The sequence below is a fragment of the Pseudomonas sp. WS 5412 genome (genome assembly GCF_012985615.1).
Taxonomy (GTDB): domain Bacteria; phylum Pseudomonadota; class Gammaproteobacteria; order Pseudomonadales; family Pseudomonadaceae; genus Aquipseudomonas; species Aquipseudomonas shahriarae.
The window spans coordinates 52,353-76,136 of the sequence record NZ_JAARMB010000026.1 but is presented as its reverse complement, the minus strand read 5'-3'; the positions used below and the strand labels follow the sequence as shown (position 1 = coordinate 76,136).

Here is a 23,784-nt window from a genome sequence, read left to right as displayed (position 1 = left end):
TGCATTCCTTATCGGCGCTTTGGTGAAGGGGTGGGGCGAAGTCTCCCACGGTCTGTACTGGCTAGAGTCAGATGCTGGCTTTTAGTCCCACCACCCCTACAAGTCTAACCATACAAGCTGGCTTGCCGGCGATGGCGGCCTCAAATTCAGGACATCACTTAATGACACACCACAGCGATCTGCTGATCATCGGCGCCGGCATCCTCGGCCTGTCCCATGCCTACGCCGCCGCCAAACGCGGCCTCAAGGTCACGGTGTTCGAGCGCACGGCCACGCCCCTGGGCGCCTCGGTGCGCAACTTCGGCCAGGCCCTGGTCACCGGCCAACCGCCGGGGCAGATGCTCGACCTGGCCCGGCAAAGCCGCGAGATCTGGGGCCAGTGGGCGCAACAGGCGAACCTGCAACTCAAGCGCAATGGCTCTTACCTGTTTGCCCGCACCGAAGCCGAAGAGCACCTGCTGGAGGCTTTTTGCGCCGGGCGCGCCAAGGCGCATGGCTACCGCGTCAACCTGTTGCAAGGCGCAGCGCTGAACGACTTGTATGGCGGCCAGTTCCGCCATCACCGCGCCGCGCTGCACGGCCTGGACGATCAGCAACTGTATTCCCGTGAGGCGCTGCCGGCGCTGATCGAGTACCTACGCCGCGACCTCAAGGTGGAGTTCCACTTCTCCACCCTGGTACGTGACATCGAACCGGGCCAGGTGCACAGCACCGCCGGCAGCTTTCGTGGCAAGCAGATCATCGTGTGCTCCGGCCACGACTACCAAACCCTGCTGGCCGAACAGATCGCCGCACTCCAGCCGCAAATCTGCCAACTGCAAATGCTGCGCGCCCGGCCCAAGGTGGAGCTGAACCTGCAACACGCGCTGCTGACCGGCCTGAGCTGCGTGCACTACGGCGCCTTTGCCGACTTGCCGGAAGCGGCGCCGGTGCAGGCGCAGATCCTGCGTGACACACCGCACCTGCATGAACATGGCATCCACCTGCTGATCAGCCCGACGCCCCATGGCGAGTTGATCATCGGGGATTCACACCATTACGGCAGCGATCCTTCGCCATTCAACGCCGAACAGGTGGACAACTGGATGATCGAGCTGGCCGAGCAGACCCTGGGCTGTCAGATTCAGGTCGTCGAGCGCTGGCAAGGGGTCTATGGTTCCCGTGGGCCGGGGCCGTTTTCGTTCCTGCGCGCCGCCGAGGGGGTCAGCGTGGCGTTGATGCACACCGGCGTGGGCATGAGCGTGGGGCCGGCGCTGGCCGAGCGCAATATCACTGAACTGTGGGGGCAGGCGTAATGAACGCTGAGCAGGTGGTCGCTGAAGTCTTTGGCCTGTACGAGCAGCACGGCGCTGCCGATTACATTGGCGAGCCGGTGTCGCAGATCGAGCATATGTCCCAGGCCGCGCAACTGGCCATGGCTGAAGGCTTTGACGATGAAGTGGTGCTGGCGGCGTTCTTCCACGATATCGGGCATATCTGCGGTCAGGGTGAGGAGAACATGGGCGGCTACGGCGTGGTCAGTCACGAACGCCTGGGCGCCGATTACTTGCGGCGTGCCGGGTTCAGCGAGCGCCTGGCGAAACTGGTGGAGTATCACGTGCAGGCCAAGCGTTACCTGACCTTCAGCCAGCCGGACTACTATGCGCGCTTGAGCGAGGCCAGCCGCCGCACCCTGGGTTACCAGGGCGGGGTGATGACGGCCGACGAGGCCCGTGTGTTTGAGCAGGACCCGCTGTGTGCGGTGAGCCTGCGCATGCGCCACTGGGATGAGCAGGCCAAGGCAATGCACGTGCCGGTGCTCGACCTTGAGGTGTTGAAGGCCAAGGCCCGGCACCTGCTGGCGGCTTAAGCCTCGTCCAGGCGCTGGGCCAGGGCTTCGATCTGTTCCTGGCGCTCGGCCTGGCTCAACCGTGCATGGGGGTTGAGCGATGACCATTGCGGATGGGCACGCACCTTGTGCAGCGCCTCGGGCAGTTTGCCTTCGCGCCAGCTCTTGTCCTGCGGGGTGTCGACCTTGATGCTGTGCATCGCCGCATGCCCCCGCAGGTTCAGGGCCTTGAGCAACTGGCGCTGGCGCAGGGCCAACAGGCGCAACACGCTGTCATCCACGGTCAGCTCGCGCTGGCCCTTGATCTTGCCCAGCAAACGGCTGCCGTAGCTGCGCGCAGTTTGCAGGGCGCCCCCGGCAATCGCCCCGGCCAGGGCGGCGGCGCCCAGGGTCAGGCCGCCGACCAGCAAGTCCACACCGGCACCGGCCGCAGCTCCCGCGGCAATCCCGCCGCCGACCCGCACCCCCAGTTGCTTGAGGGTTTCGGGGTTGAACAAATCATCGCCCCAACGTCCGTCCAGCAGCGGCAAGTCGCTGGCAGCGGCGTCTTGCGCACGGAAGCCGTAGAGTTTGAGCAAGGCCTCGACGCAACGCTGTTCGCGCTGGCGCACGGCTTTGCGCAGATCGCTGACGGCTTGCTGTTCATCCTCGATGACCACGCTGCGCCGGCACGCGGCGCAGTCGATCAGCAGCTCGGCGATCAGGCGTGCGGCGCTTTGCTGGCGTGCCTGGCGTTGGGCCTCCTGGTCGAGAATCAGCCGTTCCAACTGTGGCCGTGAGCTTTCCAGCAACAGGGCCAGGCTTTCATACAGCCGCCGCTCGCCATCTTCTGGGGGCGCGACGCTGTCAAAGCGCACCAACGCATGCAGGCCCAGGCGGGCCAGGGCTTCGCGCCAGTCCGGCTCGCGGTGTTCGGCGCTGCTGACAAAGTTGAGCACCGGCAGCAGCGGTTTGCCGCAACTGGCCAGCACTTGCAGCTCGTCGCGGTACTTGGCCAGCACCGGTTCCCGGGCGTCGATCACGTACAGGCCGGCGTCGGACGCCAATAACTGGCGCAGCACCTTGGCCTCCTGCTCAAAGCGCTGGCGGGCTTCGCTGCCTTCGAGGAAGCGCGCCAGGCGGGCCGGGCCATCCAGGCGTTCGCCGGGGCGGTCGAGGCGCTCCAGGTAATCGAGCAGGGCGATGGCATCTTCCAGGCCCGGCGTGTCGTACAGCTCCAGCAAGGCTTCACCGTCCACCGACAGGCGTGCGCCTTCGACATGCCGGGTGGTGCTGGGGCGGTGGGACACTTCGCCAAAGCCCACGTCCCGGGTCAGGGTGCGCAGCAGTGAGGTCTTGCCGACGTTGGTGTGGCCGACCACGGCCAGTTTCAGGGGTTTAGTCATGGCCCGTCTCCAGCCAGGTGAGCGGCGCGCAGTCGGCGAAGGGGAGGTCCAGTTGCTGCAAGGCCGTGTGCCAATCGCCGAGGCGCTCGGCATCCAGCGCCTGGCCCGGTGGCGCTTGTAACAGCCAGACCCGGGTGGCGCTGGCGCTGCGGGCCAGCTCGCCAATCAGCGCGAGGCTGCCGCGATCCGGCGAGCGGCGCGGGTCGCAGGCGATCACCAGGCGTGCGGGCGGGAAGCGGGTCAGTTGCTCCAGCAGTTTGTGGCGAGACTCACGGCTGTCGAGGATGCCGGCGTCCTTGACCATGGCCGGAAGTTTGGGCGGCCAGGGGTGCTGGTCGTCGAGTTCGATGGCCACCAGCAGGGCGCCATCGCTGTGCAGTTCGCTGGCACCGCCGCTGACGTGGTGCAACTGCTCAGGCGCGGCATCGCTGACGCCAAGGCGTTCGCTGCTGGGCATCAAGGCATCGCGCAAGTGGCTGTAGCCGGGCAGGTTGAGGTCCAGGCCCAAGGCCGCGCGCCCGCGTTTCCAGCGCCATAGGCACAACAGGGCGAGAATCAACCGGGGCAGCAGGCCATAGACCAGCAACACCCCCACCAGCCACGCAGCCCAGGCCTGGCGGGCGCTTTCGATAGTCAGCGCCGAGTCGCCGCTGGTGCGGATCATCTCCACGCTGGGCACGCTGAAGCCGAGCAGTGCGGGCAGGCTGCCCAGGGCCTGGGTCACGCTGACAAAGGTGTCGGCCCCGAGAATGGTGGTTTCCCAGACAAACCCGTAGCGCCGGGTGGCCATCAAGGTCAGCAGGATCACCAGCGCGCTGCACAGCGCCAGCAGCCACAGGCCATTGACCAGCACGCCGACCGCCCAGCGGTTGAGCTTCTGGCGTTGCAGCAGCAACAACAGCGCCGGCGCCAGTTGTGCGGCCTTGGCATCGCGGGCAAGTTTTTCGCTGAGCCACAACCACAGACGGCCGAGGCTGGCGCTGTGTTCTCCTGCAAACAACAGGCCCAGGGCCCAGCTCAGCAGCAGGATCAGGTTCAAGCCCAGCAGGCTGGCCAGGGCCCAGAACACATTGACCGGGGCCTGGCCGTTGCCCAGGGCGGCGAAGGCCAGGCCGGCGCCGCTGACGATGGCCAGCACCATCAGCACCATCAGCGCCAGGCGTGCGCCTTGCAGCCAGTGGAGCAGGGCGGCGCGCAGGCCGTCACGTTCGGCCAGCCACAGTGCGCGGTTTTGAATGCGCGTCGGCAGATCGCCGCCGTGGCTGCGGGCCAGGCGATTGGCTTCCTGGTCTTCCAGGGGGCCAGCGTGTTCTTCACGCAGGCGCACGGTTTCCGTCAGCCAGAGTGTTTGCAGAGGTGTAAGTGCAGTCACGCGCCATCCTGTTGTGTCAGTGAGCCTGGAGCATAACCGCTGGCCCGCGCCTCTGGTATTCTCGTCGCCATGAAAAAAACTCTCCCTTTAAGCCTGATCGCAGCCCTCGGTGAAAACCGCGTGATCGGCGTCGACAACAGCATGCCCTGGCATTTGCCGGGGGATTTCAAATATTTCAAGGCCACCACCCTGGGCAAGCCGATCATCATGGGGCGCAAGACCTGGGATTCCCTGGGTCGACCGTTGCCGGGTCGCTTGAACATTGTGGTCAGCCGTCAGACCGATTTGGTGCTCGAAGGTGCGGAAGTTTTTCCGTCCCTCGATGCAGCCGTTGCGCGGGCCGAGGCCTGGGCGTTGGAGCAGGGCGTGGATGAGCTGATGCTGATCGGCGGCGCGCAGCTGTATACGCAGGGGCTGGAGCAGGCGGATCGCCTGTATTTGACGCGGGTGGAGTTGAGCCCGCAAGGGGATGCGTGGTTTCCGCAGTTTGATACCCGCCAATGGAAGCTGGTGTCGAATGTGCAGAATCCGGCTGAAGGTGACAAGCCGGCCTATAACTTCGAAGTTTGGGAAAAAGCCTAAAAGCATCGCGGGCAAGCCCACTCCCACAGTTGACCGATTTTTACTGAAGAAACCGGTTCAACTGTGGGAGCGGGCTTGCCCGCGATAGCGGTCTATCAGGCCTGCGCCAACTCAGCATGCTCATCGGCATTGAGCAGCTCTTTATCCGTCTGCTGCATGATCTGGCTGGTAATCGCCCCCGCCGTCATCGAACCATTCACGTTCAACGCCGTACGGCCCATGTCGATCAGCGGCTCCACGGAAATCAGCAGCGCCACCAACGCCACCGGCAAGCCCATGGCCGGCAGCACGATCAGCGCGGCAAACGTCGCACCGCCGCCCACGCCCGCTACACCGGCCGAGCTCAGGGTCACAATCGCCACCAGGGTGGCGATCCACAGCGGGTCCAGGGGGTTGATGCCCACGGTTGGCGCCACCATCACGGCCAGCATCGCCGGGTACAGGCCGGCACAGCCGTTCTGGCCAATCGTCGCGCCAAACGAGGCGGCGAAGCTGGCGATGGACTGCGGGATGCCCAGGCGGCGGGTCTGCGCTTCGATGCTCAGCGGGATGCTCGCCGCGCTGGAGCGGCTGGTGAAGGCAAAGGTCAGCACCGGCCATACCTTGCGGAAGAAGCGCAGCGGGTTGATCCCGGCCAGGGACAGCAGCAGGCCGTGGACCACGAACATCAGCCCCAGCGCCAGGTAGGACACCAGCACGAAGCTGCCGAGCTTGATGATGTCTTGCAGGTTGGAACTGGCGACCACTTTGGTCATCAGCGCCAGTACGCCGTAAGGGGTCAGCTTCATCACCAGGCGCACCAGACGCATCACCCAGGCTTGCAGGGTGTCGATGGCGTTGATCACTTTCTGACCTTTTTCCACGTCGTCCTTGAGCAGTTGCAGCGCGGCAACCCCCAGGAACGCGGCGAAGATCACCACACTGATAATCGACGTCGGCTTGGCCCGGGCCAGGTCGGCGAACGGGTTTTGCGGGATAAACGACAGCAGCAACTGCGGGATATTCAGGTCGGCGACCTTGCCTGCGTAGTCACTCTGGATCACCTGCAGGCGCGCCAGCTCCTGGGTGCCGGCCACCAGGCCTTCGGCGGTGAGGCCGAACAGGTTGGTCAGGCCGATACCGATCAGCGCCGCAATGGCGGTGGTGAACAGCAGCGTGCCGATGGTCAGGAAGCTGATCTTGCCCAGGGACGCGGCGTTATGCAGGCGGGCCACGGCGCTGAGAATCGAGGCGAACACCAGCGGGATCACGATCATCTGCAACAGTTGCACATAACCATTGCCCACCAGGTCGAACCAACTGATCGAGGCCTTGAGTACCGGGTGACCAGCACCATAAATGGTGTGCAGGATCACACCAAAAACCACCCCGAGCACCAGTGCCAGCAGGACCTTCTTGGCCAGGCTCCAGTGGGTGCGACGGGTTTGGGCCAGGCCTAGCAGTAACGCCAGGAACACCAGCAAATTGAGAATCAGCGGCAGATTCATTGAAGCTCCAATTAAATGGCTGCCAGTCGCCTGAGCGTGCGACTGCGAACCGGAAAGCCTAACAGCTTGAAATATATTGATTTAATACCTTTATGGAATGACTACTGTCGTTTTTGGAATAAGGGTTTGGCGCCCAGACGTATGCCGGTGGCGGTATCAGGACGCAGACGGTCGCGCTGGCGCCGGGAACGGTCATAAGGATTTGTTAGCGTTTATGCCTTTCACTCAGGGAGAAAACGCACATGAAGCTCGCGCCGAGACTGTTTGCCGCCGCGCTATGCCTGGGGCTTGTCAGCCAGGTCGTGGCCGCCACCGAGTTGAAACACTGGCCGGCACCCGCCGCCAAGCAACTCAACGAAATGATTGCCGCCAACGCCAACAAGGGCAATTACGCGGTGTTCGACATGGACAACACCAGCTACCGCTTCGACCTCGAAGAGTCACTGTTGCCGTACATGGAAAACAAGGGCCTGATCACCCGCGACAGTCTCGATCCGTCGCTCAAACTTATGCCGTTCAAAGACACCGCTGACCATAAGGAAAGTCTGTTCAGTTACTACTATCGCCTGTGCGAAGTGGACGACATGGTCTGCTACCCGTGGGTCGCCCAGGTGTTTTCAGGCTTTACCCTCAAGGAACTCAAGGGCTACGTCGATGAGCTGATGGCCTCCGGTAAACCGGTGCCGGTCACCTACTTCGAAGGCGACGTGGTGAAGAACATGGAGGTGCAGCCGCCGAAAATCTTCACCGGCCAGACCGAGCTGTACAACAAGCTGATGGAAAACGGCATCGACGTGTACGTGATGACCGCCGCCTCTGAAGAGCTGGTGCGCATGGTCGCCTCGGATCCGAAGTACGGCTACAACGTCAAGCCGCAGAACGTCATTGGCGTCAGCCTGTTGCTCAAGGACCGCAAGACTGGCGAGCTGACCACCGCCCGCAAGCAGATCAGCGCGGGCAAATACGACGAAAAGGCCAACCTCGGCCTGGAACTGACCCCCTACCTGTGGACCCCGGCAACCTGGATGGCCGGCAAGCATGCGGCGATCCTCACCTACATCGACGAGTGGAAAAAACCGGTGCTGGTCGGCGGCGACACCCCCACCAGCGACGGCTACATGCTGTTTCACGATGTGGACGTGGCCAAGGGGGGCATCCACTTGTGGATCAACCGCAAGGACAAGTACATGACCCAGATTAACGGCATGATGGCCAAGCATGCGGCGGCTCAGGCCAAGGAAGGGTTACCGGTGACGGCGGATAAGAACTGGGTGATCGTCAAGCCGGAGGCGATTCAATAAGGCCCCGCCACAGAGTTGCCAGGCTTTACCGTTGGGTGTAGAAAGGACCATCACGCTTTAATGCATTGTATGCGGTGCATTTGAGTGATTTTTCATGTTTTGCATTGTATAGGATGCAATTTAGCGTGGATGAATTAGGTCTTTTAATCAAACAACTGCGTAAAGCCGCTGGCCTCTCACAGACCCAGCTTGCGCAACGGCACGGGATGAGTCGTGCAACCATCTCTGGGATCGAGAACAACAGCATCCCGGAAGTGGGGATTCGCAAGGTTGCCGCGATCCTTGAGGGCTTGGGATACGAATTGACCGCGACTCCCAGGCGTCGGCGCATGACGCTCGATGAGCTGAAATCAGGACGCATCCATGACCAGGCACAATGACCGACTGTCCATCGGCACTGGTGGTGTGGTGGCAGGAACACTCGGCCGGAGCGAAGAAAACAGGCACGATTCGGTTTTCTCGTATAACGATGCGGTGGCCGAAGAGAATGCCGTCTCCTTGACGATGCCGGTGCGCCTGGAGAGTTACAACTGGGAGTACGGCATCCATCCGCTGTTCGAGATGCACCTTCCCGAGGGGTATCTCAAAGACGAGCTCGTGCGGCGTTTCAGCAAGTCAGTACGCGGCTTCGACGACCTGGCATTGTTGGGTATCGTTGGGCCACACCAGCTTGGCCGAATCAGCATTGTCCACGCTGGCGGTGAGGCATCGCTGCCGCAGATCAACCTGTCTGAACTGTTGGTCCATGACGGGGCAAACGATCTCTTCAGTGACCTATTGCGAACCTACGCCGCCTACTCCGGGGTTTCGGGCGTTCAGCCGAAAGTGCTGGTGCGCGATATTGACGAGATGGCGCCTGATATGGCGCGGTTTACCCACCGGGGTGTCACGCACCTGGTGAAGGCGTTCAATGAACAAGACTTCCCTCAGTTGGCGGCCAACGAGTTTTTTTGCATGCGGGCGGCATTGCACTGCGGCCTTGAAGTGCCGGTTTTTCAACTGAGCAAAAACGCGAAATTTCTTGTTGTGCAACGGTTCGACGTCAGTGATGGCGCCTACCTCGGGTTTGAGGATATGTGCGTTCTGTCAGGGTTGGCGACGCGCAGGAAGTACGACGGGACTTACCAGGGATGCGCCAGGCTGATCAAGTCTTATGTCACGCCAAGCCGGGTAACCAAGGCGCTGGAAGATTTTTTCATGATGGTGGCGCTCTCTGCCGGTATCCAGAATGGTGACGGGCACCTGAAAAACTTCGGTGTGCTTTATGAGAACTGTGCCGAAGAGGCTGACATCTGGCTCGCGCCGGCCTACGACCTGGTGACCACCACGGTCTACCAGGGCAGCGACATCATGGCCCTCTTGCTGGACGGTTCTAAGGCCTGGCCCAAACGCAAGATGCTGGTCCAGTTCGGTCGCCGTTCGTGCAATCTGACAGAGGCGCGCTGCAATGAGTTGCTCGCCAGGGTGCAGGATGGCATGAGCCGCGCAATGACGGAGCTTTTGGCCTATCGAAGTACTCATCCCGCGTTTGAAGGGGTGGCAGACAAGATGGTTGCTGCATGGTCGGCAGGTTTGGCCAGGAGTATCGCCCCGGGGTAATTTGCGCGATTTCTTCGGCGCAAAAAAATGCCCCGCACTTGGCGGGGCATTTTTATGGGCGGGGCTTACAGGCCGTCGAGCATGGCCTTGTTACGCACTGCACCCTTGTCGGCACTGGTGGCCAGCAGGGCGTAAGCCTTCAGGGCGGTGGTGACTTTGCGCGGACGCTTCTCCACCGGCTTCCAGCCTTTCTTGTCCTGCTCGACCCGGCGTGCCGCCAGTTCTTCATCGCTGATCAACAGGTTGATCGAGCGGTTCGGAATGTCGATCAGCACCTTGTCGCCATCCTGCACCAGGCCAATCGCGCCACCGGCAGCGGCTTCTGGCGAAGCGTGGCCGATGGACAGGCCCGAAGTACCGCCGGAGAAGCGCCCGTCGGTCAGCAGCGCGCAGGCTTTGCCCAGGCCCTTGGACTTCAGGTACGAGGTCGGGTAGAGCATTTCCTGCATACCCGGGCCGCCTTTCGGGCCTTCGTAGCGGATGATTACGATGTCGCCTTCTTTCACTTCGTCGGCGAGGATGCCGCGTACCGAGCTGTCCTGACTTTCGTAGATCTTGGCGCGACCTTCGAACACATGGATCGACTCATCCACGCCAGCGGTCTTCACCACGCAGCCGTCGAGGGCGATGTTGCCGTACAGCACAGCCAGGCCGCCTTCTTTGGAGTAGGCGTGTTCGACACTGCGGATGCAGCCATTTTCACGGTCGTCGTCCAGGGTGTCCCAGCGGGTCGACTGGCTGAAGGCCGTCTGGGTCGGGATACCGGCCGGGCCTGCCTTGAAGAAGGTGTGCACGGCTTCGTCGTCAGTCAGGGTGATGTCCCACTTGGCGATGCCCTCGGCCAGGGATTTGCTGTGCACGGTCGGCAGGTCGGTGTGCAACAGGCCGCCACGGGCCAGGGAGCCTAAGATCGAGAAGATCCCGCCGGCGCGGTGCACGTCTTCCATGTGGTACTTCTGGATGTTCGGCGCGACCTTGCACAACTGCGGCACGTGGCGGGACAGGCGGTCGATGTCGCGCAGGTCGAAGTCGATCTCGGCTTCTTGCGCTGCGGCCAGCAAGTGCAGGATGGTGTTGGTGGAACCGCCCATGGCGATATCCAGGGTCATGGCGTTTTCGAACGCCTTGAAGTTGGCGATATTGCGCGGCAACACCGACTCATCGTTCTCGGTGTAGTAACGCTTGCACAGCTCGACGATGGTACGGCCGGCCTGCAGGAACAACTGCTCGCGGTCGCTGTGGGTGGCCAGGGTCGAACCGTTGCCCGGCAAGGCCAGGCCGAGGGCTTCCACCAGGCAGTTCATCGAGTTGGCGGTGAACATGCCGGAGCACGAACCGCAGGTCGGGCAGGCGCTGCGCTCGTATTCCGCGACCTTCTCGTCAGAAGCGCTGGAGTCGGCGGCGATGACCATGGCGTCAACCAGGTCCAGGCCGTGGGAGGCGAGCTTGGTTTTGCCGGCTTCCATCGGGCCGCCAGAGACGAAAATCACCGGGATGTTCAGGCGCAGGGCGGCCATCAGCATGCCAGGGGTGATCTTGTCGCAGTTGGAGATGCAGACGATGGCGTCGGCGCAGTGGGCGTTGACCATGTATTCCACGGAGTCGGCGATGATCTCGCGGCTCGGCAGGGAATACAGCATGCCGTCATGGCCCATGGCGATGCCGTCATCCACGGCGATGGTGTTGAATTCTTTTGCTACGCCGCCAGCACGTTCGATCTCGCGGGCGACCAGTTGGCCCAGGTCCTTGAGGTGGACGTGGCCCGGTACGAACTGGGTGAACGAGTTGGCAATCGCGATGATCGGCTTCTTGAAGTCGTCATCTTTCATCCCCGTGGCACGCCACAGTGCGCGGGCGCCGGCCATGTTGCGGCCATGGGTGGATGTTTTCGAGCGGTAATCTGGCATTGGAGCACTCCGGGCGGCTAATCAAGTACTAAAGGGGAGTGAGCTTCTAATTGACGACTGGAACACCCGAAAAATGGCCGTGTGTCCGGAAGTTGCCACTCGCGTCGCGGGATCGCCGCTTGCTTGGGCCTCGAGCTCATAAACCCGCCGGGGGATGACTGGCGATGAATAGGGTCGATTCTACACCGCTGGCGTCGGGAGGGAATGGCGAGAAGCATGTCCCGGGGCTTTATCGCCCGACCCTCGTATTTGTCAGCCAGCCCCAGAGGCTGAAGGCGATGAAGCTTGCGGCAATGGTCATCAGCAAATGCGTTCCGGTTTGCGCAAGGGCGGCACTGCTGATCGCGGCCGTCAGGAACATGATGCTGTTGCCCGCCGAGGCGGCCGTGCCCGCGCTGCTTGAGAACAACAGCATCGCCGCCGAAATCGCCGCCGGGCGCACCAGGGTCACGGCCAGGGCGCTGATCAGCATCGGGATCAGCAGGGTTATGGTGGTGATGGCGTCAAGGCTGACGATCAGCATCAGTAGCACACCGGCCACCAGCAGTAACCCCAGGCCGATATTGATTTGCCGGGACAGCGAGATGCGTTTTTGCAGAAACGAGGCCACCACGCCGCCCAGCAGATAGGCCACGCCGTAGACCATCAGCACCAGGGCGTACTGGTATTCGGAGAGTTTCAGCCCATCCATGAACATCAGGGGGGTGACACTGATCAAGGCGAAGTAGCAGGCGAACACCAGTGCGGCGATCCACCAGTAGCGCAGGAAGTCCCGGTTGCCGGCCACGGCTTTCAAGGTGGTGATGATCGACACCGGTGCGCGATGGGGGCTGGCGGACTTGGACGGCAGGATGCACAGCGCATGGATCAACATGGCCAATGCCATCACTGCGAACCCGTAGAAGCTGCCTTGCCAGTCAAAGGTGGTTTGCAGCCAGGAGCCGATCAGCGGCGAAAGGGCGACGAACGAGCCGCTCAGGGTCATGTAATACAGGCGCACGCGAGCCCGGTCCTGCTCCTCGAACAGGTCTTCCACCAGGGCGTGGCCCAGCACGAAGAAGCCACAGCCCATGGCCTGCACGCTGCGAAACAGCAGGAAGGTCAGGTAGTCCGATGCCAGCGTGCAGCCTATCGCCCCCAGGATCGACAGTGTGATGCAGCCAAGCAGGACTTCCTTGCGCCCCCATTTATCCGAGAGTGGGCCGGCGATCAGTTGGGAGACCGAAAAAACCAGGGTAAACAGGCTGATGGACAGCGCGACATTGGCGCTGGGCGTGTCGAACCTGGCGGCGAGGGCCGGAAATGAAGGCAGCAGGATATTGATCGGGAAGAAGCTGATCAGGGCAATGCAGGTGATGAGGATGAAGCGGGAAAGATACTGGCGTTTGGCTGGGCCATCGAGGACGGGCGAGCAGGTGGAATCAGACATTGTTTTTGTTTTCCGCAGTGAAGCCAGAAACCGATACTAGTCTGCAAAAAGTGGAATTCAATCAAAACCTTTGAAGGAAATTTCCTGGGGGGGCGCGTGGCTGGCGACGGTAGGAAAAATCTTTCTGACACTGCACAAAAAAAGGTGGGAGCTGGCAAGCCCACTCCCACCTTTGATCTGCATGTTACTTAGCTATTGGGCAACAACCGGCACGTAATGCTCTTGATATAGCGCGTCTCGGCAATCGCCGGGTGCACCGGGTGGTCCGGGCCCTGGCCACCACGCTCCAGCATCTGGATATTACGGTCCAGGTGGCGGGCGCTGGTCAGCAGGATGTTTTGCAGGTCGTCTTCCGGCAGGTGCATGGAGCACGAGGCGCTGACCAGGATGCCGTCCTTGCTGAGCAGGCGCATGGCTTGCTCATTGAGGCGGCGGTAAGCGCCTTCGCCGTTTTTCATGTCTTTTTTGCGTTTGATGAAGGCGGGTGGGTCGGCGACGATCACGTCGAAGCGCTCTTCGCTGGCTTTCAATTCTTTCAACGCTTCAAACACGTCGCCTTCGATGCAGGTCATCTTCTCGGCAACGCCGTTCAGCGCGGCGTTGCGCTCTACGCCATCCAGAGCAAAGGCCGAGGCATCGACGCAGAACACTTCACTGGCGCCAAACGCGGCAGCTTGCACGCCCCAGCCGCCGATGTAGCTGTACAGATCGAGAACGCGCTTGCCTTTGGCATACGGGGCCAGGCGTGCACGGTTCATGCGGTGGTCGTAGAACCAACCGGTCTTCTGGCCCTGGATCACCGGGGCTTCGAATTGCACGCCGTTTTCTTCCAGGGCAACCCATTCAGGGACCAGGCCGAACACGGTTTCGACGTAGCGGTTGAGGCCTTCGGCGTCGCGCGCGGCGGAATCGTTCTTGAACAGGATGCCGCTGGGCTTGAGCACTTGGGTCAGCGCGGCGATCACGTCTTCTTTATGGGCTTCCATGGTCGCCGAAGCGATCTGCACCACCATGATATCGCCGAAACGGTCGACCACCAGGCCCGGCAGCAGGTCGGAGTCGCCGTAGACCAGGCGGTAGAACGGCTTGTCGAACAGGCGGTCGCGCAGGGACAGGGCGACGTTGATGCGGTGCACCAGCAGCGACTTGTCCAGCGGCAACTTGATGTCGCGCGACAGCAGGCGCGCGCAGATCAGGTTGTTCGGGCTCATGGCCACGATGCCCAGGGTCTTGCCGCCGGCCGCTTCGAGGATGGCCTGGTCGCCTGCCTGGAAGCCGTGGAGTGGGGTGGCGGCCACGTCGATTTCGTTGCTGTAGACCCACAGGTGGCCGTTGCGCAAACGACGATCGGCGTTGGCTTTGAGACGCAGGCTTGGCAGGGACATGACGTCGCTCCGGAAAAAAGAGCGGGAGTATACCCTTTGCGCGCCCGTTCATGTGGGAGCTGGCTTGCCTGCGATGCAGACGGCGCGGTGTATCTGACGTACGGCGGCGATGCAATCGCAGGCGAGCCAGCTCCCATATTGGATCGGGGTTCGGTTCGGGTTTTTGAGGTGTCGGTCAGCTTTGCTTAGAGGTTAGAATTCGCGCCTAGTCCAGAGTATGTACCTATGTCCCAAGAGCTTTCCGCCGAACAGATCCAACAGGCCCTGCAAGGCATCAGCGTGCCGCCCCAACCGCAAATCATGGTGGATTTGCAGATGGAGCAGTACATGCCCGATCCGGACCTGGAGGTGATTGCGCGGCTGATCTCCCAGGACCCGGGCCTCTCCGGCTCGTTGCTGAAAATCGTCAACTCGCCGTATTACGGCCTGAGCAACAAGATTGCCTCGATCCAACGCGCGGTGAACCTGTTGGGCAGCCGCTCGATCGTCAACCTGATCAACGCCCAGTCGATCAAGGGCGAGATGAGCGATGACACCATCGTCACCCTCAACCGGTTCTGGGACACCGCCCAGGATGTGGCGATGACCTGCCTGACCCTGGCCAAGCGCACCGGCTCCCAGGCGGTGGACGAAGCCTATGCCCTGGGGCTGTTCCACGATTGTGGCGTGCCGCTGATGCTCAAGCGTTTCCCGGACTACATGAGCGTGCTGGAAGATTCCTACGCCAAGGCGGGGCCCGATTGTCGGGTGGTCGACACCGAGAACAGCGCGTTCCACACCAACCATGCGGTGGTGGGCTATTACACCGCCAAGTCCTGGCGCCTGCCGGAGCATGTGACCAATGCCATCGCCAACCACCACAATGCCCTGGCGATTTTCAGCGATGAGTCGGCGCGTAACAGCCCGCTGAAAAACCTCCTGGCGATCCTGAAGATGGCCGAGCATATCTGCGCGTCCTATCGGGTACTGGGCAACCAGACGGTGGACCATGAATGGGACAGCATCGGCCACCTGGTGCTGGATTACGTGGGCCTGTCGGACTACGACTTCGAGAACCTGAAGTTGTCGATCCGCGAGTTGGGCGCGCACTAACCTTTCTATCGCGAGACGAATATGCCTGAGCTGCCAGAAGTCGAAACCACCCGGCGCGGAATTGCGCCGCACCTGGAAGGCCAGCGGGTCAGCCGCGTGGTGGTGCGTGAACGGCGCCTGCGCTGGCCGATCCCCGAAGACCTGGATGTGCGCCTGTCCGGGCAGCGCATCGTGCTGGTGGAGCGGCGGGCCAAGTACCTGCTGATTAACGCCGAAGTCGGCACCTTGATCAGCCACTTGGGTATGTCGGGCAATTTGCGCCTGGTGGAAGTCGGTCTACCGGCAGCCAAGCATGAGCATGTGGACATCGAGCTGGAGTCGGGCCTGGCCCTGCGCTACACCGACCCCCGGCGCTTTGGCGCGATGCTCTGGAGCCAGGACCCGCACAACCACGAACTGCTGCTGCGCCTGGGGCCGGAGCCGTTGACCGACCTGTTTGATGGCGAGCGCCTGTTCCAGCTGTCCCGTGGGCGCTCGATGGCGGTCAAGCCGTTCATCATGGACAACGCGGTGGTGGTGGGGGTGGGCAATATCTACGCGACCGAGGCGCTGTTTGCCGCCGGGATCGACCCGCGCCGGGAGGCCAAGGGCATTTCCCGTGGGCGTTACCTGAAGCTGGCGATCGAGATCAAACGCATCCTCGCGGCCGCCATCGAGCGCGGCGGTACGACATTGCGCGACTTTATCGGTGGCGATGGGCAGCCGGGGTATTTCCAGCAGGAACTGTTCGTCTACGGCCGGGGTGGCGAGGCGTGCAAGGTCTGCGGGAGCGAATTGCGCAATGTGATGCTGGGGCAGCGGGCGAGTGTGTTTTGCCCCAAGTGCCAGAGCTGATTGAGTGTGACGGCGGCTGCCGTCATCGCGGGCAAGCCCGCTCCCACATTTTGCTTTGTGAACACCTTCAAATTTGGGAGCTGGCTTGCCTGCGATGAGGCCCGCCCAGCCACCACAAGGTCTCAGGCCTTGCCGGTAATCAACCGGTACTTCTCCATCAACTGCTCTTCCGTCTCAGGGTGTGCCTCATCCAGCGGGATGCAATCGACCGGGCACACTTGCTGGCACTGGGGTTCGTCGTAGTGGCCGACACACTGGGTGCACAGGTTGGGGTCGATCACGTAGATCTCTTCACCCTGGGAAATGGCAGCGTTCGGGCACTCGGGTTCGCAGACGTCGCAGTTGATGCAATCGTCGGTGATGATCAGGGACATGGAAACTCCTGCCAGGGCGCTCTGCCAAGGCATCTGAAAAACTAATGCGCGCAATTGTGCCGCATTGGCGCCCGCAGTGCGAGCGGGCGCCGGTCGAGCGGTCTTACTTCTTGAAGCGCAGCGTCAGCGCATCGGCGACCGCAGGGTGCACAAACTTGGTGATATCCCCGCCCAATGCCGCGATTTCCCGGACCAGGGTCGAAGAAATGAACGAATAACGTTCCGACGGCGTAAGAAACAGGCTCTCAACGTCCGGCGCCAGTTGGCGGTTCATATTGGCCAGCTGGAATTCATACTCGAAGTCCGACACCGCCCGCAGCCCGCGCAGGAATACATTGGCGTTCTGCTCCTTGGCGAAGTGTGCCAGCAGCGTCGAAAAGCCCACCACTTCCACGTTAGGCAGGTGCTTGGTGACCTCACGGGCCAGCTCCACGCGCTGTTCCAGGGGAAACAGCGGGTTTTTCTTGGGGCTGGCCGCGACCGCGATGATCACATGGTCGAACAAGCGCGAGGCGCGTTCGACCAGATCGCCATGGCCTTTGGTAATCGGGTCGAAGGTACCTGGGTACAACACTCGGTTCATCGCGTCGTCCTGGCGGAGTCCGTTGGGGAACCGGATGGTATCGCAGCCATCCCGGTCGGCCAAGTCAACTTATTCAGAAGAAAGCACTATAGACACCGCGAATACCTGGTTTTTTCATGCTGTTTTCAGACGTTCGGCCAGCGCCGTCGCCAGTTGCGCGGTCAGGCCGTACACCGAAAGCTGGGGGTTGGCGCCGATACTGGTGGGGAACAGCGAGCCATCGTGGATCGACAGGTTGCGCAGTTGGTGATGCCGGCCAAGGCTGTCGGCCACGGCATTTTTCGGCTCTTCGCCCATGGCGCAACCGCCCATCACATGGGCGCTGCCCAGGCAGGTGCGATGCAGCTCCAGGTTCAGGCCGTCGATCAGGCTGCGGGCCTCGGCCAGTGTGCTGACGTAGCGCGCATCGTGGTGCAGTGGCTTGACCGACTTGGCGCCGGCGGCGAACTGGATCTCGGCCATGCTATGAAACGCCCGGCGCAGGCCGTCCCAGGCGTAGGGTGAGACCTCATAGTCGAGCACCGGCGTGCCATCGCCGCGCAGGCCGACGCTGCCGCCCTGGCTGTCGGGGTGGAAGCCGTCCCGCAGCAGCGCCAGCATCGCGTGGGTCTTGGGCAACTGGCTCATGTCCAGGGCGTTTTGCGTGCCATACCCCCCGAACAACGTGCTGGCCAGCGCCGGGTGCAAGGGTGGCGCTTCGAGCTTGTAGGACATTTTACCGGTGGTGCCGTCCTGCCATTGGAAGTGGTCGGAGTAGATCGACTGCGGCGCGCCGTAGAACGGGTTGATCACCTCATCGAACAGCCCCGCGGAAAAATTCACCAGATGCAGGAAGGTGCGCTTGCCCAGGCGCGAATGCGGGTCGGGTGCGTCCGAGCGCATCAACAGCGCCGGGCTGTTGATGCCGCCGCCGGCCAGCACGTAATGCTTGGCTTTGACCGTGATCTTGCGGCCGGTGGGCGCGACGCAACGGGAGTCCATGGCCACGCATTCGAGGCTGGAGATGGTATCGCCACTGAACTTCAAGCGCTCGGCGCGGGCCAGGTAGAGCAACTCGCCGCCTTGCTCCAGGGTCGAGGGAATGGTGGTCACCAGCATTGATTGCTTGGCGTTGACCGGGCAGCCCATGCCGCAATAGCCCAGGTTGAAGCAGCCGCGCACGTTGCGCGGGATCACATGCCAGCTGTAGCCGAGCTTTTCGCAGCCTTTGCGGATCACATCGTTGTTGGGGTTGGGCGGCAGGGCCCAAGGTGCGATGCCCAGGCGCTGCTCCATCTTTTCAAACCACGGCGCCATCTCGGCGCTGCTGTGGCCCTTGACCGCGTACTCGCTGGCCCAGTGAGCCAGGGTCGGGTCGGGCGTGCGAAAGCTCGAGGTCCAGTTGATCAGCGTGGTGCCGCCCACGGCGCGGCCCTGCAGGATGGTGATGGCGCCGTCCTTGCTCATGCGCCCGATGCCTTCCTGGTACAGGCTGGCGTAGGCCTCGTCTTCCAGCAGCTTGAAATCGCTGCTGGTCTTGAGCGGGCCTTCTTCGATCAACAGCACTTTGTAGCCAGCGGCGCTGAGGATTTCTGCGGTGGTGCCACCGCCTGCGCCGCTGCCGATGATCGCGACATCGGCCTCCAGCACCAGGTCCTGGTCGAGGGCGGCGCCGTTATGGGTCTTCCAGCCGCGGGCCATGCCATCGCGGAACACATCAGGTACGGGCATCAGCTTGTTCTCTTATTGTTTTGGCTACGGAGTGGCTATCAACGTGGGTTACCCAGGCTAGATCCTCGGTGGCCCGGGGTACCCGCAATGGGCCCAGGACTCGGGCCGGAAGTACCAGGCCATGATCACCAGCTTGAGCAGCGAGCCCTGGCCCATGCGCAGCAGGTTGAGGAAGCTGTTTTCCCAGCGATGCAGGAAGTTGCGGATCTGCTCGCTGCTGGCGTTTTCCCAACTGCCCCAGATGCCGGTCAGCGGGCCACGGGTGACGGCCATGCCCAGTACGTCGAACAACTGTTGGGTCAGCTTGAACATCTCCGGCGACAGGTGCTGCAGGCTGTAATCGAGTTTTTTCAGGGTGTCTTCAATGCCTGCCGCCACCACCTCGGCGCTGGCCGCGCCTTCGAGCAACACCGGGATCACTGCGCGCAAAAACGGCAGGTCGCTGTTGCGCAGCATGGCAAAGCCGCTGGCGGGGGTACTGCTGGAGCAGCCGCTGAGGCTGGCGCCAAGGCCGGCGGTGGCCAGGAAGGCGCTGGCGCACAGGCCGATTTTCAAGACGCCGCGCCGCGACAGCGTGGGTGATTCAGTCAGGCTAGGGTTCATTTTTATTGTTGTCCCGGTGGTAACGGTTTTAGCGCACGAACAGCTTCTGGATCAGTTTCTGGATGGCTTTGCCATATGGCGGGTAAATCAGCTTGGCCGCATTCAGGCGCTGTTTGATCAGCACCCCCTTGGCCTTGCTGAAGGTGAGAAAACCCTCATGCCCATGGTAGTGGCCCATACCCGACGGGCCGATGCCGCCAAACGGCATATCGTCCTGGGCCACATGCAGCAGGGTGTCGTTCAGGCACACGCCGCCGGAATGGGTTTCGTGGAGTACGCGATTCTGTTCGGCCTTGTTGTAGCCGAAGTAATACAACGCCAGCGGGCGGGGGCGCTGGTTGATGTAGGCAAAGGCCTGGTCGATGCCGCGATAGGGCACGATGGGCAGCACCGGGCCGAAAATCTCGTCCTGCATTACGGTCATCTCATCGCTGACATTCAGCAGCAGGCTATGGGCCATGCGCCGGGCCTGGCCCTGGTCGTAGAGCGGCAACAGGGTCGCACCCTTGTCGGTGGCGTCCTTGATGTAGGCATTGAGCCGGGCGAGTTGTCGCTCGTTGATGATTGCGGTGTAGTCCGGGTTGTCGGCCAGGGTCGGATAAAACCCGCGTACCGCCTGGGTGTAGGCCTCGACGAAACCGTCCACCCGCTCTTCGGGAACCAGCACGTAGTCTGGCGCCACACAGGTTTGCCCGGCATTCAGCGCCTTGCCGAATGCGATCCGTTCGGCGGCGTCCTTGAGTGGCACATCGGCCGAGACAATGGCTGGGGATTTGCCGCCCAGCTCCAGGGTGACTGGGGTCAGGTGCTCGGCGGCGGCGCGCATCACATGCTTGCCGATGCTGGTGGCCCCGGTGAACAGCAGGTGATCGAACGGCAGCTTGGAGAACGCCATGCCCACTTCGGCTTCGCCGAGCACCACGCACACCAGGTCTTCGGGGAAAATTTGCGCCAGCAGGGTCTTGAGCAGTTGGCCGGTGGCGGGGGTAGATTCGCTGAGCTTGAGCATCACCCGGTTACCCGCCGCCAGCGCGCCGACCAACGGCCCTATGGCCAGGTACAGCGGGTAGTTCCAGGGCACGATCACCCCGATAACGCCCAGGGGCTGATAGATCACTTTGGCAGATGCCGGCTGGAAGGCTATACCTACAGCGCGGCGCGATGGTTTCATCCAGCCTTTGAGGTGTTTGCTGGCGTAGTGAATGCCGTGCAGGCTGGGCATCAGTTCGGCGAATAGGGTTTCATCGGCGCTGCGATGGCTGAAATCGTTGCTGATGGCCTCGATCAGCGCCTGGCGCTCATCGCTGAGCAGGTCACGCAATGCCTTGAGCCACTGCTGGCGCTGCGCCGCTGGCGGCATCGGGTTGGCCGCGTAGGCGCGGCGCTGGGCAGCGAACAGGTCCTGGAGCTGGTCCAGCGCCTGGGAATCTTGCAGGTAGGCAACATTGGCAGACATGGCGCAGTTCCCGAATATTATTGTAGTACCTGGGTTTTTAGAGTCATTGCTCTAATTTGTCAAATGCCTTCGCAGTAACATGCAGTTTTATCCTGGCAAGGATAGACCGTAAGATGTTTGCATCAGGATTCAAGAAGCCGATACCCCATGGCACCACGAGTAAAGACCAGCGAACGCATCGTGCAAACCAGCCTGGAGTTGTTCAACCAGCAGGGCGAGCGCAGCATCAGCACCAACCATATTGCCGCCCATATGGAAATATCCCCGGGCAACCTGTACTACCACTTCCCGAACAAGCAGGCGATTATCGCGGTGCTGTTTCGCGAGTATGAAGCCCTGGTGGACAGCTTCCTGCGCCCGCCCCAGGGGCGCGCCATGGTGGTCGAAGACAAGCGTTTCTACCTGCAGGCGGTACTGGCCGGCATGTGGCGCTACCGTTTTTTGCACCGTGACCTTGAGCATCTGCTGGAGAGCGACCCGGAGCTGGCCACCGGCTACCGGCGTTTTTCCCAGCGCTGCCTGATTCAGGGCGGCGCGATTTACCGGGGGTTTGTCGAGGCCGGGATCCTGAACATGGACCCGGTGCAGACCGAAGCCCTGACCCTCAATGCCTGGATTATCCTCACCTCCTGGGTGCGCTTTTTGTGCACCACCAACGAGAACTCCGCACACCTGAGCGCCGAGGCGATCAAGCGCGGGGTGTACCAGGTGCTGGTGCTGGAGGCGGGGTTTATCACGCCACAGGCCAAAGAAGCCGTGGACGCGCTGTTCAAGGAATTTTACGTGCCGTTAAGTCAGGCACTGGAAGAAGTGAAGTAGGCCCTTTCCCGAACGTATTTCCAGGAGTCCGTTATGCCGCTTGCACAACTGATCAGCCCGCAACAACTGGCCGAGCGCCAGCAGCACGCAGGCTTAGTCATCCTCGATTGCCGGTTTGCCCTGGAAGACCCGGATTACGGGCGTTGCAGCTATGCCGAAGGGCATATCGAGGGGGCACAGTATGCCGATCTGGAACGCCACCTCAGCGGGCCGGTGACTAAAGGCGTGACTGGACGCCATCCGCTGCCGGCACCCGAGGCGCTGGTCCAGCAGTTGCGGGCCTGGGGCATCCATGCCGACAGCGAAATCGTGCTGTATGACGATGGTCCTGGCGCATATGCCGCCCGTGCCTGGTGGCTGCTGGCCTGGTTGGGCAAGCGCGACGGGGTGTCGATCCTCGATGGTGGCCTGAAGGCCTGGCACAGCGCCGGTTTCCCTTTGAGCCTGGATGCGCCGGGCACCGAGCCGGGGACCTTTGCTGGCACTGCGGACTACGACCTGCTACTGGACGCAGAGCACCTGCAAAAACGCCTGGGCCAGCCGGGCCTGACACTGATCGACGCCCGGGCCTTGCCGCGCTTTCGCGGTGAGGTGGAACCCATCGACCCGATTGCCGGGCATATTCCCGGCGCGCAATGTGCGGCGTTCAGCGAGAACCTGGGCAGTGACGGGCGCTTCTTGCCGGTGGAGCAGCTCAAGCAGCGGTTTGCCGACAAGCTGCAAGGTCGTTCGCCGAATGAGTTGGTGGCGTATTGTGGCTCGGGCGTGACGGCATGTCACAACCTGTTTGCCCTGAGCCTGGCGGGGTATCCGTTGGGCAAGTTGTATGCGGGGTCGTGGAGTGAGTGGATCAATGATCCGCAGCGGGCAATTGCTACTGGCGACTGATTTCACCAGGCAAGCCAGCCACATTACTTATCGAGTTGAGACAGCAGCCATTGCGGGATCCGCCGCTCCAGGTAGTACCCGGGCTGTTTCAGCGAACCATCGACAAACCCCACGTGCCCGCCCTTGGCCTGCAATTCAAACTCGATGCAGTCCGACAGTTCACTGGCCTGGGGCAGGCTGTGGGCAAACACAAAAGGATCATCTGCCGCCTGGATGATCAGCGTCGGTGTGCGAATCGCCCCGAGGAAGTAACGGCTCGACGCCCGTCGGTAATAGTCCTCAGCACTCAGGTAGCCATGCAGTGGCGCAGTGACGCGCCCATCAAAATCCCAGAACGTGCGCATCTTTTCCAGGGAGCCCAGCTCGGCCAGGGTTTTCAGTGCTTCTTCGCGACCATCCTGTAGGAATTGGCGCTGCTTGACCCGGATATAGCCGAGCATCTCGCGCATGAAGTGCTTCTGATAGACCCGTGAAAAGCCCAGGCCGATACGGTCGGCGCACTGGTCCAGGCGAAACGGTACCGACACCGCGGCCGCGCCTTGCAGGCCGGAGTTGTCGCCGGTTTCGCCCAAGTGCTTGAGCAACACATTGCCGCCCAGGGAGTAACCCACGGCATACAGCGGCGCCAATGGGCGCTTGGCCCGCAGGTGCGCGATGGCGGCCGCCAGGTCTTCACTGGCACCGGAGTGATAACTGCGGGCCAGCAGGTTGGGTTCGCCGGAACAACCACGCCAATTCAACGCGACACTGGCCCAGCCCTGACTGGCCAGGACTTTTTGCAGGCCGGCGACGTAGGGCGAATTGGACGAGCCGGTCAGCCCATGCAGCACCAGCACCAAGGGCGCATGCGGGTCGTGGGGGCCGTGCCAGTCAAGGTCGAGGAAGTCGCCATCCTCCAGCCATAGGCGCTCGCGTTGGCGTTCGAGGTGGGTGGTGGGGCGCCAGAGCGGGCCCCACAACGTTTGCAGGTGAGGGTTGCCAAGGCCGAAGGCGGGGGTGAAGCGGTGGGAGGGTTGCGGCACGATGGGTGGTCTCGACACTGCTTTAATGTTGGCTGCGTATTTTGTGGCTGTGGCTTGTGGCTTGTGGCTATGGCTATGGGTGTGGCTGTGGCTGTGGCTGTGGCGAGCGGGCTTGCCCGCGTTGGACT

At 62.1% G+C, this 23,784-nt stretch carries 22 protein-coding genes; 10 read left to right on the top strand and 12 right to left on the bottom strand.

Going from position 1 to position 23,784, the window contains the following annotated elements:
- Window positions 1–161: 161 nt before the first annotated feature.
- Complete coding sequence (locus HBR94_RS25505; protein WP_057440400.1) at window positions 162–1,295, top strand: TIGR03364 family FAD-dependent oxidoreductase; 1,134 nt, start codon at window positions 162–164, stop codon at window positions 1,293–1,295.
- Window positions 1,295–1,849: a phosphonate degradation HD-domain oxygenase gene (locus HBR94_RS25500; RefSeq protein WP_057960904.1), complete on the top strand. Its 555-nt coding sequence runs from the start codon at window positions 1,295–1,297 to the stop codon at window positions 1,847–1,849. Before HBR94_RS25505 ends, HBR94_RS25500 begins: the two co-directional genes overlap by 1 nt.
- Here HBR94_RS25500 and HBR94_RS25495 read toward each other — a convergent pair.
- A complete protein-coding gene (locus tag HBR94_RS25495) occupies window positions 1,846–3,213 on the bottom strand; it encodes a DUF3482 domain-containing protein (protein WP_170045727.1) in 1,368 nt (455 codons plus the stop codon). The two genes, HBR94_RS25500 and HBR94_RS25495, sit on opposite strands and share 4 nt — an antisense overlap.
- Window positions 3,206–4,585 (bottom strand): DUF2868 domain-containing protein, encoded by a 1,380-nt coding sequence (locus HBR94_RS25490; protein ID WP_170045726.1) that lies wholly within the window; start codon window positions 4,583–4,585, stop codon window positions 3,206–3,208. The genes HBR94_RS25495 and HBR94_RS25490 overlap by 8 nt, the downstream gene beginning before the upstream one ends.
- A gap of 69 nt (window positions 4,586–4,654) precedes the next feature.
- Here HBR94_RS25490 and HBR94_RS25485 point away from each other — a divergent pair, with 69 nt between their 5' ends.
- Window positions 4,655–5,167, top strand: a complete 513-nt coding sequence (locus HBR94_RS25485; RefSeq protein WP_057440396.1) for a dihydrofolate reductase — start codon at window positions 4,655–4,657, stop codon at window positions 5,165–5,167.
- Window positions 5,168–5,262: 95 nt separating this feature from the next.
- On the opposite strand, the gene HBR94_RS25480 is transcribed toward HBR94_RS25485, so the two are convergent.
- The gene (locus HBR94_RS25480; RefSeq protein ID WP_057440395.1) at window positions 5,263–6,654 is read right to left on the bottom strand and encodes an L-cystine transporter; all 1,392 of its coding nucleotides are present in this window, start codon (window positions 6,652–6,654) and stop codon (window positions 5,263–5,265) included.
- Between the two features lie 242 nt (window positions 6,655–6,896).
- Here HBR94_RS25480 and HBR94_RS25475 point away from each other — a divergent pair, with 242 nt between their 5' ends.
- The 3 genes from HBR94_RS25475 to HBR94_RS25465 all read left to right on the top strand — a co-directional run bounded on the left by HBR94_RS25475 (window position 6,897) and on the right by HBR94_RS25465 (window position 9,554).
- Window positions 6,897–7,955: a haloacid dehalogenase-like hydrolase gene (locus tag HBR94_RS25475; protein WP_262383427.1), complete on the top strand. Its 1,059-nt coding sequence runs from the start codon at window positions 6,897–6,899 to the stop codon at window positions 7,953–7,955.
- A gap of 125 nt (window positions 7,956–8,080) precedes the next feature.
- The gene (locus tag HBR94_RS25470) at window positions 8,081–8,335 is read left to right on the top strand and encodes a helix-turn-helix transcriptional regulator (RefSeq protein ID WP_057960972.1); all 255 of its coding nucleotides are present in this window, start codon (window positions 8,081–8,083) and stop codon (window positions 8,333–8,335) included.
- Complete coding sequence (locus HBR94_RS25465) at window positions 8,319–9,554, top strand: type II toxin-antitoxin system HipA family toxin (protein WP_057960900.1); 1,236 nt, start codon at window positions 8,319–8,321, stop codon at window positions 9,552–9,554. Before HBR94_RS25470 ends, HBR94_RS25465 begins: the two co-directional genes overlap by 17 nt.
- Window positions 9,555–9,619: 65 nt before the next feature.
- Here HBR94_RS25465 and ilvD read toward each other — a convergent pair whose 3' ends face one another.
- The 3 genes from ilvD to HBR94_RS25450 all read right to left on the bottom strand — a co-directional run bounded on the left by ilvD (window position 9,620) and on the right by HBR94_RS25450 (window position 14,275).
- The gene (gene ilvD, locus HBR94_RS25460) at window positions 9,620–11,461 is read right to left on the bottom strand and encodes a dihydroxy-acid dehydratase (protein WP_057440393.1); all 1,842 of its coding nucleotides are present in this window, start codon (window positions 11,459–11,461) and stop codon (window positions 9,620–9,622) included.
- Between the two features lie 229 nt (window positions 11,462–11,690).
- Complete coding sequence (locus HBR94_RS25455) at window positions 11,691–12,890, bottom strand: MFS transporter (RefSeq protein ID WP_170045725.1); 1,200 nt, start codon at window positions 12,888–12,890, stop codon at window positions 11,691–11,693.
- 188 nt (window positions 12,891–13,078) lie between these two features.
- Complete coding sequence (locus HBR94_RS25450; RefSeq protein WP_170045724.1) at window positions 13,079–14,275, bottom strand: class I SAM-dependent rRNA methyltransferase; 1,197 nt, start codon at window positions 14,273–14,275, stop codon at window positions 13,079–13,081.
- A gap of 279 nt (window positions 14,276–14,554) precedes the next feature.
- Here HBR94_RS25450 and HBR94_RS25445 point away from each other — a divergent pair, with 279 nt between their 5' ends.
- On the top strand, window positions 14,555–15,367 hold the full coding sequence (locus HBR94_RS25445) for an HDOD domain-containing protein (RefSeq protein WP_169960163.1): 813 nt from the start codon (window positions 14,555–14,557) through the stop codon (window positions 15,365–15,367).
- A 21-nt stretch (window positions 15,368–15,388) separates the two neighbouring features.
- Window positions 15,389–16,201, top strand: coding sequence for a bifunctional DNA-formamidopyrimidine glycosylase/DNA-(apurinic or apyrimidinic site) lyase (gene mutM, locus HBR94_RS25440; protein WP_057440389.1), 813 nt, complete (start codon window positions 15,389–15,391; stop codon window positions 16,199–16,201).
- 122 nt (window positions 16,202–16,323) lie between these two features.
- Here the strand turns inward: mutM and HBR94_RS25435 are convergent, their stop codons facing one another.
- The 5 genes from HBR94_RS25435 to HBR94_RS25415 all read right to left on the bottom strand — a co-directional run bounded on the left by HBR94_RS25435 (window position 16,324) and on the right by HBR94_RS25415 (window position 20,927).
- Window positions 16,324–16,575, bottom strand: a complete 252-nt coding sequence (locus HBR94_RS25435; RefSeq protein ID WP_003213796.1) for a YfhL family 4Fe-4S dicluster ferredoxin — start codon at window positions 16,573–16,575, stop codon at window positions 16,324–16,326.
- 103 nt (window positions 16,576–16,678) lie between these two features.
- Window positions 16,679–17,158 (bottom strand): pantetheine-phosphate adenylyltransferase, encoded by a 480-nt coding sequence (coaD, locus tag HBR94_RS25430; protein ID WP_003176711.1) that lies wholly within the window; start codon window positions 17,156–17,158, stop codon window positions 16,679–16,681.
- A gap of 114 nt (window positions 17,159–17,272) precedes the next feature.
- Window positions 17,273–18,868, bottom strand: coding sequence for a GMC family oxidoreductase (locus tag HBR94_RS25425; protein ID WP_057440388.1), 1,596 nt, complete (start codon window positions 18,866–18,868; stop codon window positions 17,273–17,275).
- Window positions 18,869–18,925: 57 nt separating this feature from the next.
- Window positions 18,926–19,471 carry a twin-arginine translocation pathway signal protein gene (locus HBR94_RS25420; protein ID WP_169960102.1) on the bottom strand — a complete coding sequence of 182 codons (546 nt, stop codon included), beginning with the start codon at window positions 19,469–19,471 and terminating at the stop codon, window positions 18,926–18,928.
- Window positions 19,472–19,499: 28 nt separating this feature from the next.
- The gene (locus HBR94_RS25415; RefSeq protein WP_170045723.1) at window positions 19,500–20,927 is read right to left on the bottom strand and encodes a coniferyl aldehyde dehydrogenase; all 1,428 of its coding nucleotides are present in this window, start codon (window positions 20,925–20,927) and stop codon (window positions 19,500–19,502) included.
- A gap of 147 nt (window positions 20,928–21,074) precedes the next feature.
- Between HBR94_RS25415 and HBR94_RS25410 the strand changes: the two genes are divergently transcribed.
- Window positions 21,075–21,746 carry a TetR/AcrR family transcriptional regulator gene (locus tag HBR94_RS25410; protein ID WP_029300622.1) on the top strand — a complete coding sequence of 224 codons (672 nt, stop codon included), beginning with the start codon at window positions 21,075–21,077 and terminating at the stop codon, window positions 21,744–21,746.
- A gap of 33 nt (window positions 21,747–21,779) precedes the next feature.
- Window positions 21,780–22,634, top strand: coding sequence for a sulfurtransferase (locus HBR94_RS25405; RefSeq protein ID WP_057440387.1), 855 nt, complete (start codon window positions 21,780–21,782; stop codon window positions 22,632–22,634).
- Window positions 22,635–22,657: 23 nt separating this feature from the next.
- Here HBR94_RS25405 and HBR94_RS25400 read toward each other — a convergent pair whose 3' ends face one another.
- Window positions 22,658–23,656: a hydrolase gene (locus HBR94_RS25400; protein ID WP_170045722.1), complete on the bottom strand. Its 999-nt coding sequence runs from the start codon at window positions 23,654–23,656 to the stop codon at window positions 22,658–22,660.
- Between the last annotated feature and the right edge of the window lie 128 nt (window positions 23,657–23,784).